This is a genomic window from Acidobacteriota bacterium (assembly GCA_016703965.1).
Taxonomy (GTDB): Bacteria; Acidobacteriota; Blastocatellia; order Pyrinomonadales; family Pyrinomonadaceae; genus OLB17.
Map to the genome: position 1 here is coordinate 117,817 of JADJBB010000004.1, position 18,670 is coordinate 136,486.

Below are 18,670 nucleotides of genomic sequence, written 5' to 3' on the forward strand. Positions count from 1 at the left end.
ATCGAGGTAAAAACAATGTCATTAAGATCTAAATTTCTTCCCGTACTTTCATTAACATTTGCGGTAGCTATGTTCGCAACCTTCTCTTTCGCACAGGATACAACTCCGTCTGCTCCTGTTCCTTCGAAAGCAGATAAGGTTTTCAAGGGCGGTCGCGACAAAATGGCCCAAAGGGCTTTCGGCGGCCGGCACGGCAAACGCGGTGCGCGAGCATTTCTTCGCGGGATCAACCTTACCGACGATCAGAAGGCAAAGATCAAGTCGATCCGCGAGGCCAATAAGCCGGATCAGGCAGTGATCACGGAACTTCGCACCATCCGGGAAGCACGTAAAAGCGGCACTGCTGTAACACCCGAGCAGAAAGCCCGGATGCGGGAATTCCGCGAGCAGTCAATGACGAAAATGAAGTCGGCTCACGAGCAGGTCCTCGCCATTCTGACACCTGAGCAGAAAGCGCAGATCGAAACCCGCAAGACTGAAATGCGTCAGCGTTTCGAAGATCGCAAAGCTAACCGGAAAGGCCGTCCGGCTCCGCCTGCGGTTGAAAAGCCCAAGGACAACTAATTGATCCCCAATGATCGGCTAAAAAGGCGTGAAGCGAATAGCTTCACGTCTTTTCTGCTTTGCGAAACGAAAAAAAAGGCTGACCTCGCGATCAGCCTTTTTCCATTTGCCCTTGTTTCAGACTAAATGTCGTCATCATCATCGAGTTCGACCTTCATCGCTTCATCGATGTCGAAAACCTCTTCGGTTTCGGTCTCCTCGACATCCAGATCGATATCGTCTTCAACCTCATCGACGAAAGGTTCGTCATCCACTTCAGCGAGAGCTGCCGGTAAAGGCAGGTCAATACCGCCGCGGATGTAATCACCCATTTCGTCGAATTCATCCTCCTGCTTCCGGTTCTCGGTAGCATCGTACGCGACTTTGACGTTGCGGTAATACTTCATACCGGTTCCGGCTGGAATGAGGCGTCCCATGATGACGTTCTCCTTCAGACCGCGGAGGTAATCTATACGTCCCGAGATCGCAGCTTCGGTAAGGACACGAGTCGTTTCCTGGAAGCTGGCCGCCGAGATGAACGAGTCGGTCGAAAGCGAGGCTTTCGTGATACCGAGCAAGAGCGGTTCGCCGACCGATGTCTGGCCGCCTTCGTCACGAACGCGAGCATTCTCGTCCTCGTAACGGAAACGGTCGACCTGTTCCTCAAGCAGGAATTCGGTATCGCCGACTTCTTTGATCTTGACCCAACGCAGCATCTGACGAACTATGACCTCGATATGCTTGTCGTTGATGTTCACACCCTGAAGGCGATAAACTTCTTGGATCTCGTTCACGATGTAGTTCTGCAACGCTTCCATACCGAGAACACGCAGAATATCGTGCGGGTTGAGCGGTCCGTCCATGAGCGGTTCGCCCGAACGTACACGATCTTCTTCCTGCACGTTGATGTGCGTACCGCGCGGAATGTCGTATTCACGTTCGCTGCCGTCATCACCGGTGATGATGAGTTTGCGTTTACCCTTTGAGATCGGGCCGAACCTGACCACACCATTGATCTCAGACATGACAGCCGTTTCGCCGGGACGCCGTGCTTCGAAAAGCTCAACGACACGCGGCAGACCGCCGACGATATCTTTCGTCTTGGTGGTTTCACGCGGGATCTTCGCAATCACGTCGCCGGGCTCGACTTCCTGAGCGTCTTCAACGATCAGATTGGCCGTGATCGGCATCTGATAGGTCTTCTGGACCTTATTACCGCTGCGGATCTCGAGACGCGGCTGATTTTTCTCATCCGAGTCTTTGACCACGAGACGTTTCTGACCGGTGACCTTATCGATCTCTTCTTCGACCGTCTTGCCTTCCTTGAGGTCCTGATATTTTACAACACCCTTGACCTCGGTGAGGATGGCGAAGGTGAACGGATCCCACGTTACGAGAACGTCGTCTTCCTTGACCTTCTGACCGTCTTTGACGTGAAGCTCGGCACCATAAACTACCTTGTAGTGAGCGACTTCGCGGCCGCGTTCGTCAACGAGAGCGATCTCGGACTGACGACGCATCGAAACCATTTCGCCCACACGGTTCTTAATTACCTTAAGATCGCCGAGGAATCTGACGGTTCCGTCCATCGCAGCAACGTGCTTGGTTTCCTGCTCGAGACGGGCCGTACCACCGACGTGGAAGGTTCTCATCGTAAGCTGCGTTCCCGGTTCGCCGATCGACTGTGCGGCGATAACGCCGACAGCCTCACCGATCTCGACCGTGTTGCCGGTCGCGAGGTTGCGGCCGTAGCATTTGACGCAGATACCGCGACGCGTTTCACAGGTCAAGGCCGAGCGTATCTTTACTTTCTGTAAGCCCGAAAGCTGTACTGCGGACCCGAGATCTTCGTCGATCTCGGTGCTTGCCTCGACAATGACCGTGCCGTCGACCGGATCGATTATGTCATCAAGCGATGTGCAGCCGACGATGCGGTCACGGAGCGATTCAACCTCTTCACCGTTACGGATGATAGCCTCGGCCCAAACGCCGCGCATCGTTCCGCAGTCCTGTTCCGAGACAATAACGTCCTGAGCAACGTCCACCAAGCGGCGTGTCAGGTAACCTGAGTCAGCCGTTTTGAGTGCCGTATCGGCGAGACCCTTACGGGCACCGTGCGTCGAGATGAAGTACTGGAGAACGTCCAAACCTTCGCGGAAGTTAGCGAGAATTGGATTCTCGATAATTTCGCCCGACGGCTTGGCCATCAGGCCTCGCATACCGGCGAGCTGACGGATCTGAGCTTCAGAACCTCGGGCTCCGGAATCCGCCATGACGAGGATCGGATTAAGTTCTTTACGTTCTTTTTCGCGAGTGTTCATCGCCTTGAACATCTCTTTCGCAACGCGATCGGTCACGTCGGACCAGATGGCCGTAACCTTGTTGGTACGTTCCATGTCGGTCATGGTCGCGTCTTCGTACTGTTTGCGAAGCTTCTCGACCTCGATCTGAGCTTCAGCAATGATCGCTTTCTTGCTCGACGGCGTGACCATATCGTCAATACCGATCGAAACACCGGCACGAGTTGCCGCCATGAAGCCCATCGTCTTCAGATCGTCGAGTAACGCAACTGTATGCGCGTGGCCGAGTTTGAAGTGGCAGAACGTCACCAAAGACTGCAAACCTTTCTTCTTAAGAACACCGTTGACGTACGGCAAACCGTCACGCGTCAGGCGTTCGTTAAATACTGCCCGTCCCGCGGTCGTGTCGAGGATCAGATCGACTTTCTCACGAGCGGTCGCACGCATAACGTCCTGCATGTTGTGCTCGAGCGTGAGATCGATCAGATCGCCTCTCCATCTTAGCTTGATCTTCGTCTGCGTTTCGATAACGCCCGCGTCGAGAGCGAGCAGCACGTCTTCGATCGAGCCAAAAACCTTGTTGTGGCCCTTCATATCGTCGCGAGCGAGCGTCAGGTAATAGCAGCCAAGAACGATATCCTGTGAAGGAACCGCGATCGGCTGGCCCGATGCCGGCGAAAGCAGATTGTTCGATGCGAGCATCAAAACGCTGGCTTCGATCTGTGCTTCGGCAGACAGAGGAATGTGAACGGCCATCTGGTCACCGTCGAAGTCGGCGTTGAAAGCCGAACAGACGAGCGGGTGAATTTTGATAGCTTTACCTTCGACCAGAACCGGTTCGAAAGCCTGAATACCGAGACGGTGAAGCGTCGGAGCACGGTTCAGCAGAACCGGATGCTCGCGAATGACTTCCTCGAGGATATCCCACACGATCGGTTCCTGGCGTTCAACCATTTCGCGTGCCTGCTTGATGGTAGCGGCGTGCTGGTCTTTCTCCAATTTGTTATAGATAAATGGCTTAAAGAGTTCAAGAGCCATTTTCTTCGGCAAACCGCACTGGTGCAGTTTCAGCTCCGGACCGACCACAATAACCGAACGTCCCGAGTAATCCACACGTTTTCCGAGCAGATTCTGACGGAAACGTCCCTGTTTCCCCTTGAGCGTGCCCGACAGCGATTTGAGCGGGCGGTTGTTCGCACCACGCAGCACGCGGCCGCGGCGTCCGTTATCGAAGAGAGCATCAACAGCTTCCTGAAGCATGCGTTTTTCGTTACGAACGATAACCTCAGGTGCTCTCAATTCGATCAGCTTCTTCAGACGGTTATTGCGGTTGATAACGCGGCGGTACAGATCATTAAGATCCGAGGTCGCGAAACGGCCGCCGTCTAGGGGCACGAGCGGGCGGAGCTCAGGCGGGATGACCGGAATGACATCCAGGATCATCCACTGCGGATCGTTGCCCGAGCGAAGGAACGAGTTCGAAACCTTCAAACGCTTAGAATACTTGAGCTTTTTCTGCTGCGATGTCTCTTCACGCATTTTGACGCGAAGTTCATCGACGAGTTCGGCAATGTTGATCTGCCCAAGCAGATCCTTGATCGCTTCGGCGCCCATTTTCGCAATGAACTGATTCGGGTAATCACGCGTCAATTCACGAAAACGCTCGTCCGTGAGCAGGTCTTTCTGCTTGAGATCAGGAACGTCACCTTCATCAACGACGATGTACGTCTCGAAGTAAAGTATCTTCTCAAGATCGCGGAGCGTGATGTCGAGCAGATGGCCGATACGCGATGGCAGTCCTTTAAAGAACCACACGTGCGAACATGGCGAAGCCAGCTCGATGTGGCCGAGACGCTCACGGCGAACTTTCGACTGTGTGACCTCGACGCCGCACTTGTCGCAGATGACGCCGCGATGCTTCATCCGCTTGTATTTTCCGCAGAGACATTCCCAGTCAGAGACCGGTCCGAAAATGCGTGCGCAGAACAGGCCGTCACGTTCCGGTTTGAACGTTCTGTAGTTGATCGTTTCCGGCTTGGTTACCTCACCGTGCGACCATGAACGTATCTTATCCGGCGACGCGAGGCTGATGCGGATCGCTTCGTAATTTGTCGTCAGTTGCGTTTTGCTTTCGTTATTAAATCGAAACATTTTTTCTCCTAAAACTCAGCGTCCTGTATAAATAGGACTTATAGGTCATATGGGACGTATAGGTCCTATTTTTAGTCGACGCCAACCAGTGCATCCACACCAGCCACGACCTCATCCGGATCGATCTCGTGCTCCTGAATCAGCTCGACATCGAGACACAAGGATTGCAGCTCGCGGACCAGAACGTTGAACGATTCCGGAATGCCCGGTTCGAAGTTCGAAACACCCTTGACGATCGTTTCGTAGATCTTCGAACGTCCGGCCACGTCGTCGGATTTGCATGTGAGCAATTCCTGCAGAATGTGAGCCGCACCGTAGGCTTCGAGCGCCCAAACCTCCATCTCTCCGAAACGCTGTCCGCCGAACTGTGCTTTACCGCCCAGAGGCTGCTGCGTAATGAGTGAGTATGGTCCGATCGAGCGGGCGTGGATCTTGTCGTCCACAAGGTGTGAGAGTTTCAACATATAGATGTAACCCACACAAACCTTCTGCTCGAACTGCTCGCCTGTCATACCGTCATAGAGACGAGTCTTGCCCGATGGGCCGACCGATGCCGGAATACCGAGTTCGTCGTACTTCTCGTTTGCCTTGACGATGTAACCCTTGATCTCTTCTTCGCTTGCTCCGTCAAAAACGGGAGTTGCAAAGTGAAGTCCAAGGATGCGGGCAGCCCATCCGAGATGCGTCTCGAGGATCTGTCCGACGTTCATACGCGATGGCACGCCGAGCGGGTTTAGCACGATCTCGACCGGTGTTCCATCCGGCAAGTACGGCATATCTTCCTCAGGCAGAATGCGGGCGATAACACCCTTGTTACCGTGGCGTCCAGCCATTTTGTCGCCGACCGAAAGCTTACGCTTCATGGCAACAAAGACTTTGACCATCTTGATGACTCCCGGAGGCAATTCGTCGCCCTGCTTGAGCTTAGTGATCTTTTCGTCGTAGATGTCGCGAAGAATGTTGATCTGGCGTTCGGTACGCTGTTCGTATTCTTTGACTTCACCAGCGATGTCGATCGAACCGGCAGCGACCTCAGCCTTGCGGAGGAACTTGGTGTCGACCTCTTTGAGAATTTCACGCGTCAGCGTTTCGCCCTTCTTGATCAGCACGTCCTTGCCGTCAACGAGGTCTTTCGTCAGCTTGCGGCCGTCGAAAAGCTCGTAGATGCGCTCGTCACGCTGTTCCTGCAGGATACGAATTTCGTCGTCGAGATCGCGGTGGAAATCGTCCTCTTCCATTCCCTCGATATCGAGTGAACGCTCGTCCTTGTCCTGGCCCTTGCGGGTAAAGATCTGAACGTCAACGACTGTACCGTCGATTCCCGGAGGGCAGGTGAGCGAAGCGTCTTTAACGTCGCCGGCCTTTTCACCAAAGATCGCACGGAGAAGTTTTTCTTCCGCCGTCAGCTGCGTTTCGCCTTTCGGCGTAACTTTACCAACGAGAACCGAACCCGGTTTGACGTGAGCACCGATACGGATGATCCCCGACTCGTCGAGATCGCGGAGCATATTCTCACCGATATTCGGAATGTCACGCGTGATCTCCTCAGGTCCGAGCTTGGTATCGCGGGCCTCGATCTCGAGTTCCTCGATGTGGATCGAAGTGTAGTAATCGTCCTTCACCATCTTCTCAGACACCAAAATGGCATCCTCAAAGTTGTATCCGCGCCAAGGCATAAATGCCACGAGCACGTTTCGACCGAGAGCAAGTTCGCCGCGGTCCGTACAGGGACCGTCGGCAATGACCTGGCCCTTTGTGACGCGTTCGCCAACCTCGACGATGGGACGCTGGTTGATACATGTGTTCTGGTTAGATCGCTTAAATTTGACGAGCGAATAAATATCCGCCGTCACCTCACGCGAGATCGTGCCGTCGACCTGATGGTCGGCTTTGACGATGATGCGTTCCGAGTCAACGAAATCGACCACGCCGTCACGTTTGGCAATAACAACCGCACCCGAATCGCGAGCGGCGATCTTCTCCATACCCGTTCCCACATACGGCGAATCGGCACGCAGAAGCGGAACTGACTGACGCTGCATGTTCGAACCCATAAGAGCACGGTTAGCATCGTCGTTCTCAAGGAACGGTATGAGCGACGCAGCGACCGAAACGAGCTGTTTCGGCGAGACGTCCATGTACTGGATGTCCTGACGGTCAGCGGTAATGAATTCACCTTTCTGCCGGGCCGCATTTCGCTCATTGACGAAATTACCCTTTTCATCGAGTTCGATATTTGCCTGGCCGATGATCCATTTATCTTCTTCCCAAGCGGTCAGATAGAACGGCCATGGTTCGAACACTGCCTGCTGCTGGTCTTTTTTCAGCTTGGCGTTCGCTGCCTCGACATCCTCAAGCGGCACGTGATCACCCGGCTTGAAGCTGGTATCACCACCGTTTTTCAGGCGGACGTATTCAATAACGCGACCGTCAACGACACGCCGATACGGCGATTCGATAAAACCGAACTCATTAATTCGAGCAAAGCATGACAGCGACGAGATAAGGCCGATGTTCGGGCCTTCAGGCGTCTCGATCGGGCAGATACGGCCGTAGTGGGTCGGGTGAACGTCACGAACCTCAAATCCGGCACGTTCACGCGAAAGACCGCCTGGTCCGAGCGCCGATAGACGGCGTTTGTGCGTAATTTCCGACAGCGGATTCGTCTGGTCCATGAACTGCGAAAGCTGCGACGAACCGAAGAACTCACGAACCGCAGCCGTCACCGGCTTCGCATTCACGAGGTCTCGCGGCATCGTGGTGAACATGTCCTGTTGAATGGACATCTTCTCCTTGATCGCACGCTCCATACGCTCGAGGCCGATGCGGAATTGATTTTCGAGCAGCTCACCGACCGCGCGAACGCGGCGGTTGCCGAGATGATCGATATCGTCCTGGCTGTAATGCTCACTGTCCTTCTTCATCTTGAGAAGGTAATTAACGACCTCAACGAAATCACCAGCCTGTAAAAGCGGGTCAGTGATCCGGTCACGCTCAGGGCGGCCCATTTTGATGTTGAATTTCAAACGTCCGACACGCGACAGATCAAAACGGCGTGTGTCGAAGAACATGCCTTCGAGCAGACGATATGCCGTTGGAACCGTTGGCGGATCGCCCGGACGCATCTTGCGGTAGATCTCGAGCAATGCATCGACCGGTTTCGAAATTGGATCTTTTCTGATAGTCGCCGAAATGATCTCGCCGATAACGTCGCGTTTCGGGAAAAAGACGGTCAGATTTGAAACGCCTTCTTCGATGATCTGCGAAAGCTTACCGGCAACGATCTCGGTGTTCGCCTCAACGACGACCTCACCAGTTTCGGTATTGACAATGTCGTCGAGTGCAAAAGCTCCTTCGAAATCAGCGGCCGCGACCTCGATCTTATCTCTGCCCATTCGCCGAAGGTCGGCGAGAGCGGATTTGGTAACTTTTTTCCCTTTGCGGGTAACGTCCTCTTTTTTGTCCTTAATGTCTTCTTCTGCCCGCATTCCGACAAGATGGGTTTCACCTTCCGGTTTGACGTTGAGGCAAAGCCTGCCTTTTTCAATCGTAACGTCGTCGGTGACGTAGAAAAGTTTTAGAATGCTCGCGTTTGAATAATCCGCACTCTTTACAACCTCTTCGAGGATGTTGTCCGAAACCGTCTTCATGTCGATCTGCGGATTCAGCCACAGGCCGAGGGCACGAAGGAAAACGGTGGCAATGATCTTTCGCTTACCCAGACGAGCGTGAAGAATACCCTTCTGATCGTATTCGAATTCAACCCACGAACCTCTATACGGAATGATCTTCGCCAGGTATTCGTCGCGGTCGCCCTTGAAGAAAACACCCGGCGAGCGATGGAGCTGTGAAACGATGACTCGCTCAGTACCGTTGATAATGAAGGTACCGTTGTCCGTCATCAGCGGAATTTCGCCGAAGAAAACATCCTCTTCTTTAATATCGCGGATCGTCGATACCCCAGTATCAGGATCTTTGTCATAGACAGTCAGACGAATCTTGACCTTGAGCGGAACGCTGTATGACATTCCGCGTTCCTGACATTCCTGCTGATCGTGTTTGTGTTTGAGGCCGACCGGCTCACCGCAGTTGTTGCAGAGATTCGGGCGGACCGCATTGAACGTGCCGCAGTTGTTACAAAGCACTTCGGCAGGATTGAACGGATCGACCTTGATCTTAGCCGAGCAATTCTTACAATTTGCACGTAAGTGCTCCAGGCCCTCGAGGTTTCCGCATTTGCACTGCCAGTTACCGATCTGATATTCAACGTATTCAAGAGTTGCCGTCTCACGAAAATCCGAAACCGGGAAGATCGACGCGAACACGGACTGAAGGCCGATATAGTCGCGCTCCTCCGGGATAAGGTCCATCTGCAGGAATCGATTGTAAGATTCGCGCTGGACCTCAATGAGATTCGGGATCTGCGCCGACGTGTAGATCTTTGAGAAATCTACTCTCTGCGGCGATTGGCTAGTTCGTCGTCCTAGGCCGTTCGGGCTGCTTTGTAGAGGATTGTTGATCATATGATTAATGCGGGCGATAAAAAATACGTTGATTTTTGGAAACGTTGCTGATACGATGCCCCTAGCAAAGTTCCTTTTAAACTCTCTCGCGGTAAAGACGGCAAATGCGGCCCTAGGTAAAGTTTACCCAGACCGCTTCTTTAAGCAGCATTTGCTTGAAATAAATTTTCCGAGCGTGTCAGAAAGGACACCGACTCTCCACGTGTGTGCGGCTCATGAGCCGCGTCCAAAACCACCGAAGGCGTAAACGCCGTTGGCTTACTAAACCTACTTATCGCACGGCGAAAATAAAATAGCGGTGCGAACCTCTTAGCTTAGCAACAAATCATCGAAAAGGCAAGGCCTTTTTTTTGAACAAAGATGCGCCGGGAAGGCGGGCTGCAAATTACAGCTGACCCGCTTTCCCGGCGATCATTTCCCAAGTCGAAAACTATTTGAGCTCGACAGTTGCACCAGCTTCCGTGAGCTTGGCAGAGATCTCGTCTGCTTCTGCCTTCGAAACGCCTTCTTTGAGGGCTTTCGGAGCTGCATCGACGAGGTCTTTCGCTTCCTTGAGGCCAAGGCCTGCAACGACTTCGCGAACAACTTTGATGACCGCGATCTTGTTGCCGCCGGCCGAGGTGAGAACGACATCAAACGAATCTTTCTCTTCTGCAGCCGGAGCGTCACCGCCGCCAGCCGGAGCTGCCATCATCATCGGAGCTGCTGCTGCCGCTGCCGAAACACCGAAAACTTCTTCGAGTTCCTTGACCAATTCCGACGCTTCGAGAAGCGTCATGCCTTTCAAAAATTCGACTACATCTGCTTTTGTGGTTGCCATAACTTTAATATTTCTCCTATTTAGGGTTCTGTTAATTTAGTAGGTAGTTAATAGAGACTTTTCGATCTGCTACTAACCGCTTCTTGCCGCTAGAACCCAGGGACAAATTCGGTCGGGGTTGCATCACCTTTCCTCGCCTGTCCGAAGCCGCCGGTGACCTGACAAATCACTTGGGCTCGTTTTCCTTGAGCACGGCTGTTGCGAACGTTACCGCCCGCTATCTCAAATTTGAAATCTTAAATTTCAAATCTTGAATGATCGGGAACCAAGTCTCGCAACTTAGTTCCCGAAACAAAATCGTTTATGCTGCCGGTTCTTCCGCCGGAGCTTCTTCAGCAGCCGGTTCAGCTTCAGGCTCTGCGGCCGGAGCTTCTTCAGATGGAGCAGCCTCGACCGGAGCTTCAGCGGTTTCCACAGCTGGAGCCTCTTCTTCCGGAGCAGCTTCGACCTCAGCCGCCGGAGCCGGCTCTTCAGCCTTAGCTTCGGCTGCCGGAGCTGCACCTGCCGGTTTGTTCTCACCGATCTGCTTGATCACAACAGCAAGGTCACGCGGTACGGCGTTGATAACCGTAACGATACCCTGAGCCTGTGCGTTAATGACCCACAGAAGTTTGGAAATAAGCTCTTCTTTCGACGGCAGATTCGCGATCGTGGTGAGCTGGTCGAGGTTCACGAGTTTGCCGTCAACTACACCCGTTTTAAAGGTGTAGATGGCCGCATTTTCCTTCATGAACTTCGAAACTGCTTTCGAAAGAATGACCGGATCTCCGTCGGTCCACGCAATTGCGGTTACGCCTTTGAAAGCCTCAGCGGCATCTTCAAACTGCGTTCCTTTTACCGCGATGCGGGCCAGAGTGTTTTTTACAACCTGGTATTTAGCACCGGCCTCGCGAAGCTGGCTTCTGAATTCCTGATCCTTGGTAACCGTTAGCTTCGAAAAGCTGACGACCATTGCCGAGGTAGAATTCTGCAGCGACTCACTGAGGGCGTTCAGATCTGTTTGTTTTGTTTCTCTTGATTTCATTTCTCTTTCTCGCTCCTCAATTAAACGTACGCCAGCTCATCGAGCAGAACGCCCGGGCTCATCGTCGCGGCCAAATTAATTTTTTTCAGGTAACGTCCTTTAGCGGTCGTCGGCTTTGCCTTGATGACCGCGCTGATCAAAACTCGCGTGTTTTCCTGCAATTTTGCAGGGTCGAACGACACCTTTCCGACCGGCGAGTGAATAACGCCCGTTTTATCAACGCGATATTCGACCTTACCAGCCTTGGTTTCTTCGATTGCCGTTTTCACGTCCATCGTGACCGTTCCCGTTTTTGGATTTGGCATCAGGCCTCGAGGACCGAGAACCTTACCGAGCTGTCCGACCTTGCCCATCATATCGGGCGTCGCAATGAGTGCGTCGAAGTCGAGCCAGCCGCCTTTGATCTTGTCAACGATGTCGTCGCCGCCGGCAAAATCTGCTCCGGCTTCCTCAGCCTCGCGGATCTTATCGCTCTGAGCAATTACGACAATGCGTTTCGCCGTACCGCCCAAGCCGTGCGGCAGGACGATGGTTCCGCGGACGAGCTGATCCGCTTTTCGCGGGTCAACGCCGAGCCACATGGTGAGTTCGACGGTCTCGTCAAACTTAGCAAATGCGATCTCTTTTAATTTTGAGACCGCCTCTTCAAGCGTGTGCTTCTTGCCTGCCTCGATCTTTTCGGCAGCCGCAAGATATTTCTTGCCTCTTTTCATTTTACCTCCAGGTAGTAGCGGACAACTTAGTTGTCCTCCCTAATGAGACCTATATGACTTATCCGTCCTATAGGACCTATTTTATTCGATGGTCAAACCCATCGATTTCGCCGTTCCCTCGATAGTCCGCATGGCGGCCGCGAGGTCAGACGTATTGAGATCGACCATTTTTAATTTGGCTATCTCTTCGATCTTTGCTTTAGAGATCGAGCCTACTTTTTCCTTATTGGACTTGCTCGAACCCTTTGCGATGCCCGACGCTTTTCTCAAAAGATCGGCCGCTGGCGGAGTTTTAGTCACGAACGTGAACGAACGATCCGCATAAACTGTGATCACGACCGGCACCTTCATATCCGGATCGTCGTTTTGCGTTTTGGCGTTGAACGCCTTGCAAAACTCCATGATGTTAACGCCGTGCTGACCCAATGCAGGGCCGATCGGCGGAGCCGGATTGGCTTTGCCAGCCGGGATCTGTAACTTAATGTAACCTTCTATCTTCTTTGCCATACTTGTCGGACCGCAGGCTGCCAGCCTGCCAGTCTCTCCTTTCGATTAACGATGCCGTTTGCCGGCAATGTCCTCTTCCTGATCTTCAAACACGCAGGCTGGCAGCCTGCGTTCCGTCTACTCTTCCTCAGCAAACGTAACTTTTTCAACTTCTAAAAATGTCAATTCATACGGCGTCGAACGTCCGAAGATGGTGATCGAGACCTTGAGTGTCGATTTATCTTCATTGATCTCCTCAACCTTACCGGTGAAGCTCGCGAATGGGCCGGATTTGATCCTGACGACCTCGCCTACATCGTAGGTGAACTTCGGTTTCGGCTTCTCTGTCGCGACCTCGATGTTGCTGATGATCTGATCGACCTCGGCCTGAGTGAGCGGCGTTGGCTGTTTTCCACCAAGAAAGCCGGTCACCTTAGGCGTCGATTTGATCGCGTGAAACACGTTATCGGGAATCTTGCCCTTTTCGTCACAATCGATCTCAACGAGCACGTATCCGGGATAGAACATCCGCTCGGAGACATACTCTTTATTGCCGCGCATTTCGACGACTTTTTCCTTCGGAAGCAGAACTTCAGTGATCTGCTCGGCCAGCTCCATATCGCGGATGCGTGCCCCGAGGCTCTCGACCACCTTATTCTCATGCCCCGAATAGGTGTGGATAAAATACCACTGCTTCATCGTGAATTCCTTATGCTCCGGCGAGCTTATTGATGACCCATGTTAGGCCCTGGATAACGTAAACCCATCCCTGATCGATCAAGAACAAAAAAGCCGCAAAGAAAAAAACATTCAGGATCACGATGATAGTCGTGTTCTTCACATCTTCCGATGACGGGAATGTTGTCTTATCAAGCTCGGAACGCGTTTTTTGAATAAACTCGCCGATACCTTCTTTATGTTTCCCTTCGGCCTGTGCAACTGCTTCTGACACGTTTTTCTCCTACAAAATCTTCGTTAATGGCAGGGGTAGCAGGACTCGAACCCGCACCTTAGGTTTTGGAGACCCGCATGCTAACCATTGACACCATACCCCTTTGTAATGAGTCAAGAGTAGCGAGCCTGGAGTCGTGAGCCGGAACTTAATTCCAGCTCACGACTCCAGACTCATGACTCCAGACTATTTATTTTCTCTGTGTACACGGTGGCAACGGCAACGATTGCAAAACTTTTTAAGCTCAAGCCTGTTAGGCGTGTTCTTTTTGTTCTTTGTCGTAACGTAGTTGCGCTCTTTGCACTCAGTGCACTGCAAAATAATATTATCTCTTGGCATATTTCCTCTGGAACAGCATTCAGCAGCTTTCTTCGAGCGGTCTTACCGCAGATGCCGGCATTCCAACTTACAAAACTACTTCTGAAACCGTACCGGCTCCGACTGTTCTGCCGCCTTCGCGGATAGCGAAACGGAGTCCTTTTTCCATGGCGATCGGAGCGATGAGCTCGATCTCCATCTGGATGTTGTCGCCCGGCATAACCATCTCAACTCCGGCCGGAAGGTGTGCAACGCCGGTCACGTCCGTTGTTCTGAAGTAGAACTGCGGGCGATATCCCGTAAAGAACGGGGTGTGGCGTCCGCCTTCTTCTTTCGTGAGGACGTATGCCTCAGCCTTGAACTTCGTGTGCGGTGTGATCGAACCCGGTTTCGCGATAACCTGTCCGCGTTCGATCTCTTTACGCTCGACGCCTCTCAGCAGAAGTCCGACGTTGTCGCCTGCCATTCCTGAATCGAGAAGCTTCTTGAACATTTCGACGCCCGTTACGACCGAGTTGCGTGTGTCTTTGATTCCGACGATCTCGACCGGTTCGTTGACGTTGATAACGCCGCGTTCGATTCTTCCGGTTGCGACTGTTCCGCGGCCCTGGATCGTGAAGATATCTTCGACCGGCATCAGGAACGGCTTGTCAGTCTCACGAGCAGGGGTCGGGATGAAATCATCCACCGTCTGCATCAGCTCATCGATCTTTACTTCCCATGCAGGATCGCCTTCGAGTGCTCTCAGTGCCGAGCCCTGGGTGATCGGTGTATCGTCACCAGGGAATTCGTATGAGCTAAGGAGTTCGCGGATCTCCATGTCGACCAGTTCGAGCAGCTCTGCGTCATCGACCATGTCTGCCTTGTTCATGAAGACGACCATCGAAGGTACGCCAACCTGACGGGCAAGCAGGATGTGCTCGCGGGTCTGCGGCATCGGGCCGTCCGTTGCTGCCACGACGAGGATCGCTCCGTCCATCTGGGCAGCTCCCGTGATCATGTTCTTGACATAGTCAGCGTGGCCCGGGCAATCGACGTGGGCGTAGTGACGATTAGCCGTCTCATACTCAACGTGCGCTCGTCGCAATTGTAATACCACGAGCCTTTTCTTCAGGTGCATTGTCGATCGAATCAAACGATCGAAACGTCATCTTCGCGTTGTGCTTCGACATCACTTTCGTGATCGCTGCCGTCAATGTCGTCTTGCCGTGGTCTACGTGCCCGATCGTTCCAATGTTCACGTGCGGCTTACTTCGGTCGAATTTCTCTTTACTCATTTCTCTTACTCTTCCTATTAATTGATCAACTAACGCTCTAAATAAACTGGAGCCCAAGCCGGGATTTGAACCCGGGACCTCATCCTTACCAAGGATGCGCTCTACCCCTGAGCTACTTGGGCAGCTCCAACTTTGTTCGCTGACAGCGAAAAAAATTGATGGAGCGGGAGACGAGATTCGAACTCGCGACATTCAGCTTGGAAGGCTGACGCTCTACCAACTGAGCTACTCCCGCAAACCATGATGAATATTGAATCAAAAATTCAACATTCATTTAATTATCAAAAATGGTGCATGGGGTAGGATTTGAACCTACGTAGGAAATTAATCCGACGGGTTTACAGCCCGTTGCCTTTGACCGCTCGACCACCCATGCGTGATCTAATTGATGCCTAAACCGACTTTTTGAGCCAATTAGCAAATTTCCAATAATAGCGAAGACTTTAAAGGCTTGCAAGCGCGGAAAGGCAGAAAATTGGCGCCTGTTAAGGCTTATCTCGAACGCGGGTGAAACTTCTCGTAGTTGCGCTTCAACTGCGTGTTCGTAATATGAGTATAGACCTGTGTGGTCGAAATGTCAGCATGGCCGAGCATTTGCTGCACCGACCGGATATCTGCACTATTCTGAACCAGGTGTGTTGCGAACGAGTGCCGCAGCGTGTGCGGTGAAACGCCTGTGAAGCCGCATTTATCAGCGTATTCCGTGATCGAGACGTAGATCGACTGACGGTTGACGGGTCTGCCGTTCGAGTTTACGAACATGTTCTCGATCTCGATATTTTCTTTTTTTCGACGCAGAACCAGGTAACTTTTTATCCACTCTATCGCACTTGAACCCACTGGCACACGGCGTGTCTTGCTGCCTTTTCCGGTTGTAGTGACGATGCCCGAGTCGAGATCGACGTTATTAATTTTTAAATTCACCGCTTCAGAAACGCGTAATCCCGACGCATACATCAGTTCCAGTATCGCCCTATCGCGAAGTCCCGATTCGGTCGCAGTATCGGGCGTAGCAAGCAAGGTCTCGATCTCGTGCCGATTAAGAAATCGCGGTAAATAGGCACTTTTCTGCGGAGCAACCAGATCCTCGGCCGGGTTTTTGGTCACGTGGCCGTCGAACATCAAAAACTTATAAAACCCTCGAACGGCACTGATAATACGGCGTTTCGAGTTCTCAGAAAGCTTCTCACCACCAAGGTCGATCAGCCATTCGCGAAGGTCCGTGCGGCCAAGCGTCAGCAGATCGAGGCCGTTTTTCGCGGACCACACTGACAACCGCCCGAGGTCGGTACCGTAGCTCTCGATCGAGTTAGCGGCAAGCCCTTTTTCGACGCGGCAGTATCTGAGGTATTCCCTGATGAGGTCGCGTTTGGGTCGATCCATATTATTTGCATCACGATCCGGATGCGTCGGGATGATCTTCAGTCCTAATTCTATGCAATCGGCGACCCCGAAAGCAACAAAATTAAAACAGCCACATTGGTAATGCACTTTGAGGAGATTGTTAGAGTAGTTTGCCGAGATTGGTAGAGGTATTTTGGAGATTGGTCGAAGGTCGTTTTTCGTTGAATTTGATGAAAATGTGCGGGAAACGGATCCCGCACATTCTTCTTTCTCATCGACTACCGCAAGAACGTCCGCTATTTTCACGAGTTCCGTTATCGTCGATAACATCAATCATTTTCATTATCACCATCTCTTTCGCCGCCGCAGTCAGGGCCGACGGTTTCGCCCATTCTGTTGTAGCGGTGAGATCTGAGAGCGTTGATGGCTTCCATCTCTCTGACTAGGTCAGGGTTCGACGTCAGCATCTTTTGCGTTCGCGAACGCGACAGGTTCCAGCTGCGCAGGTCGCCTTCGCATTTGGATTCCTGATAGCGTTCAGCGAATCGGCGTACCACGGTTTCTTGTGCCTTTGGGTTTAGATCCTCGAAGGCCGACATGAGGACCGGCATAGCGTCATCGCTGAGCCGCGAATTGTAATATGCGTCAAAATCGCGTCCCTGCTGCATGAGCGCGACATTCGTTTTGGCAATGAAGGCATCCGGGTCAAGCAGATGCGTCGCACCGAGGATCAGAAACGCAGACCACAAAGCTCCCCACGCGAAATGGTTTCTCGCACCACGCAACACCGTCGCGGCAAACCACACAAACACGATCGCGAGCCACGACATAAAGATCAGCGGGTAAAGCCTGATCGTCGTCATGCCGTAACCGAGTTCGCCCGTGAGCAGGACGAGCCGCTGGACAGCGGACGCCATGATGACGAAAAGCAGAGCGATCTGAATTCCCGCGAGGACGCGGAAAAGGATCGTCGCGACGCGCGATTCTTTGCGGATCAACCAGTGCGACGCTAGAAGGATCGGCAAGACGAGGCCGGCGACCGTGACGAGTTCACCAAAACCGCGGCGGGCGTACGCGGCCAGTTTGAAATCCGGTGTATTCTGCACCAGCTCCATTCCGCCGAACAGATACGGCACCTGCACGATCACAAAACTGAGAAACAACAAGTTCATCAGCCCCAAAACCACCGCGATCTCAACCGAACCAAGCGTCAGCCCGCCTGGCATGACCGTGTTGTCAAACTTAGCCCAATCCCATCTCGCGGGCTCAGCTTTTGGCGGAGCTTCGGCTTTCGGCGGTTGAGGTTGGTTGGGAGGGTCGGACAGGTTTATGTGTTCGAGAACCGTGAGGTTGTTGGGCAGGTGTGGTGAAGAGGTTTCGGATGCTGTCGTTGTCTCGACAACCGAAGCGACCGGTTCGACGGCGGGTATCGGCGAGGAAAATGTATCGTCATCCTGCATCAGCACGCCGCGGAGGTATCCGGCCGAAAGCCAGGCAAACAGTGCCGTTAGGACCACGTGCGTGACAATGATCTCTGGTTTGATATTAAAAACCCGCTGCACCCAGCCGGCATAGACCGCATCCGCCGCCACGAACAGCCCGCCGAATATCAGCAGCAGCGGAGTCACGATCGCGACGCCTCGCAGCACCGAGACGATGTGACGCGTCGCTCCGGTCCGAGGGATCTTTGCCCATTGGATGTCCATCGTCATGAGCATGATGGGTGCGAAAAGTGCGTTAAATCCGGACCATAAAAATGCAACGCCGTACTGAAAGACGCCGGCGATCTGCGTCGCGATCTTCATCCGCGGGATAAATATTATTGAGAGAATTGCGACAATCGCGATCGTATCCGCGACCCGCAGTTCGATCGCATCACGCCACGTGAACATCGATGCGAAGAAAATGAGTGCCCCAAACAGAGCGATCGTCGGCCGCGTCAGAAATTGCGGAGCGTTTCGCCACAAAAGCGTTATCATCGCAGCCGCGAACGCGATGTTAAACAGCGTCACGTTCAGTCCCCAAGGCGTCGCCCGCAAAAGCACATCGCCCAGCAACCCGATCACGGCCGCAAACTGCAAGATCTCTAAACCTGTCTTCGTACGTGCGTTCATATTTTTATTAAAAACCGAAGAAACTTTCACTTCTCGAAACGATCGGAAACGTCGCATTGGCTATCCATGGAAACGTGAATCCCGCAAGACTGCTCAAAACTGTGA

12 protein-coding genes, 4 tRNA genes and 1 pseudogene are annotated in these 18,670 nt (G+C 52.8%); 1 reads left to right on the forward strand and 16 read right to left on the reverse strand.

The features are described 5' to 3' along the window. Nucleotides 1-15 precede the first annotated feature (15 nt). The gene (locus IPG22_03305; GenBank protein MBK6587335.1) at nt 16-564 is read left to right on the forward strand and encodes a Spy/CpxP family protein refolding chaperone; all 549 of its coding nucleotides are present in this window, start codon (nt 16-18) and stop codon (nt 562-564) included. A 122-nt stretch (nt 565-686) separates the two neighbouring features. Here the strand turns inward: IPG22_03305 and rpoC are convergent, their stop codons facing one another. From rpoC to IPG22_03385, 16 genes and pseudogenes are all read right to left on the reverse strand, one after another. Beyond that, entirely contained in the window at nt 687-4,994 is a 4,308-nt protein-coding gene (rpoC, locus tag IPG22_03310) for a DNA-directed RNA polymerase subunit beta' (GenBank protein ID MBK6587336.1), read from the reverse strand. 71 nt (nt 4,995-5,065) lie between these two features. After that, nucleotides 5,066-9,517 carry a DNA-directed RNA polymerase subunit beta gene (rpoB, locus tag IPG22_03315; GenBank protein ID MBK6587337.1) on the reverse strand — a complete coding sequence of 1,484 codons (4,452 nt, stop codon included), beginning with the start codon at nt 9,515-9,517 and terminating at the stop codon, nt 5,066-5,068. A gap of 430 nt (nt 9,518-9,947) precedes the next feature. Continuing rightward, a complete protein-coding gene (rplL, locus tag IPG22_03320) occupies nt 9,948-10,337 on the reverse strand; it encodes a 50S ribosomal protein L7/L12 (protein MBK6587338.1) in 390 nt (129 codons plus the stop codon). Nucleotides 10,338-10,638: 301 nt separating this feature from the next. Further along, nucleotides 10,639-11,361, reverse strand: a complete 723-nt coding sequence (locus IPG22_03325; protein ID MBK6587339.1) for a 50S ribosomal protein L10 — start codon at nt 11,359-11,361, stop codon at nt 10,639-10,641. Between the two features lie 20 nt (nt 11,362-11,381). Next, nucleotides 11,382-12,074 (reverse strand): 50S ribosomal protein L1, encoded by a 693-nt coding sequence (locus tag IPG22_03330; GenBank protein ID MBK6587340.1) that lies wholly within the window; start codon nt 12,072-12,074, stop codon nt 11,382-11,384. 81 nt (nt 12,075-12,155) lie between these two features. Further along, nucleotides 12,156-12,581, reverse strand: coding sequence for a 50S ribosomal protein L11 (rplK, locus tag IPG22_03335; protein MBK6587341.1), 426 nt, complete (start codon nt 12,579-12,581; stop codon nt 12,156-12,158). A gap of 117 nt (nt 12,582-12,698) precedes the next feature. After that, entirely contained in the window at nt 12,699-13,259 is a 561-nt protein-coding gene (gene nusG, locus IPG22_03340; protein ID MBK6587342.1) for a transcription termination/antitermination protein NusG, read from the reverse strand. A 10-nt stretch (nt 13,260-13,269) separates the two neighbouring features. After that, the gene (gene secE / locus IPG22_03345) at nt 13,270-13,512 is read right to left on the reverse strand and encodes a preprotein translocase subunit SecE (GenBank protein ID MBK6587343.1); all 243 of its coding nucleotides are present in this window, start codon (nt 13,510-13,512) and stop codon (nt 13,270-13,272) included. Nucleotides 13,513-13,539: 27 nt separating this feature from the next. After that, a tRNA-Trp gene (locus tag IPG22_03350) sits at nt 13,540-13,615 on the reverse strand. Between the two features lie 83 nt (nt 13,616-13,698). Beyond that, complete coding sequence (gene rpmG / locus IPG22_03355) at nt 13,699-13,851, reverse strand: 50S ribosomal protein L33 (protein MBK6587344.1); 153 nt, start codon at nt 13,849-13,851, stop codon at nt 13,699-13,701. A gap of 67 nt (nt 13,852-13,918) precedes the next feature. Continuing rightward, nucleotides 13,919-15,107: pseudogene (tuf, locus tag IPG22_03360) on the reverse strand (elongation factor Tu). A gap of 47 nt (nt 15,108-15,154) precedes the next feature. Continuing rightward, nucleotides 15,155-15,229: transfer RNA gene (locus IPG22_03365), tRNA-Thr, on the reverse strand. A gap of 37 nt (nt 15,230-15,266) precedes the next feature. Next, a tRNA-Gly gene (locus IPG22_03370) sits at nt 15,267-15,342 on the reverse strand. A 53-nt stretch (nt 15,343-15,395) separates the two neighbouring features. Then, a tRNA-Tyr gene (locus IPG22_03375) sits at nt 15,396-15,483 on the reverse strand. 116 nt (nt 15,484-15,599) lie between these two features. Next, entirely contained in the window at nt 15,600-16,490 is an 891-nt protein-coding gene (gene xerD, locus IPG22_03380; protein ID MBK6587345.1) for a site-specific tyrosine recombinase XerD, read from the reverse strand. 290 nt (nt 16,491-16,780) lie between these two features. Then, nucleotides 16,781-18,565, reverse strand: coding sequence for a DUF4173 domain-containing protein (locus IPG22_03385; protein ID MBK6587346.1), 1,785 nt, complete (start codon nt 18,563-18,565; stop codon nt 16,781-16,783). Between the last annotated feature and the right edge of the window lie 105 nt (nt 18,566-18,670).

Excerpts from the sequence above, each read along its gene's own strand:
- IPG22_03325 (MBK6587339.1), bottom strand. The coding sequence starts at position 11,361 with ATGAAATCAAGAGAAACAAAACAAACAGATCTGAACGCCCTCAGTGAG.
- IPG22_03385 (MBK6587346.1), bottom strand. The coding sequence starts at position 18,565 with ATGAACGCACGTACGAAGACAGGTTTAGAGATCTTGCAGTTTGCGGCC.
- rplL (MBK6587338.1), bottom strand. The coding sequence starts at position 10,337 with ATGGCAACCACAAAAGCAGATGTAGTCGAATTTTTGAAAGGCATGACG.
- rpoC (MBK6587336.1), bottom strand. The coding sequence starts at position 4,994 with ATGTTTCGATTTAATAACGAAAGCAAAACGCAACTGACGACAAATTAC.
- IPG22_03330 (MBK6587340.1), bottom strand. The coding sequence starts at position 12,074 with ATGAAAAGAGGCAAGAAATATCTTGCGGCTGCCGAAAAGATCGAGGCA.
- rplK (MBK6587341.1), bottom strand. The coding sequence starts at position 12,581 with ATGGCAAAGAAGATAGAAGGTTACATTAAGTTACAGATCCCGGCTGGC.
- nusG (MBK6587342.1), bottom strand. The coding sequence starts at position 13,259 with ATGAAGCAGTGGTATTTTATCCACACCTATTCGGGGCATGAGAATAAG.
- rpmG (MBK6587344.1), bottom strand. The coding sequence starts at position 13,851 with ATGCCAAGAGATAATATTATTTTGCAGTGCACTGAGTGCAAAGAGCGC.
- IPG22_03305 (MBK6587335.1), top strand. The coding sequence starts at position 16 with ATGTCATTAAGATCTAAATTTCTTCCCGTACTTTCATTAACATTTGCG.
- xerD (MBK6587345.1), bottom strand. The coding sequence starts at position 16,490 with ATGGATCGACCCAAACGCGACCTCATCAGGGAATACCTCAGATACTGC.
- rpoB (MBK6587337.1), bottom strand. The coding sequence starts at position 9,517 with ATGATCAACAATCCTCTACAAAGCAGCCCGAACGGCCTAGGACGACGA.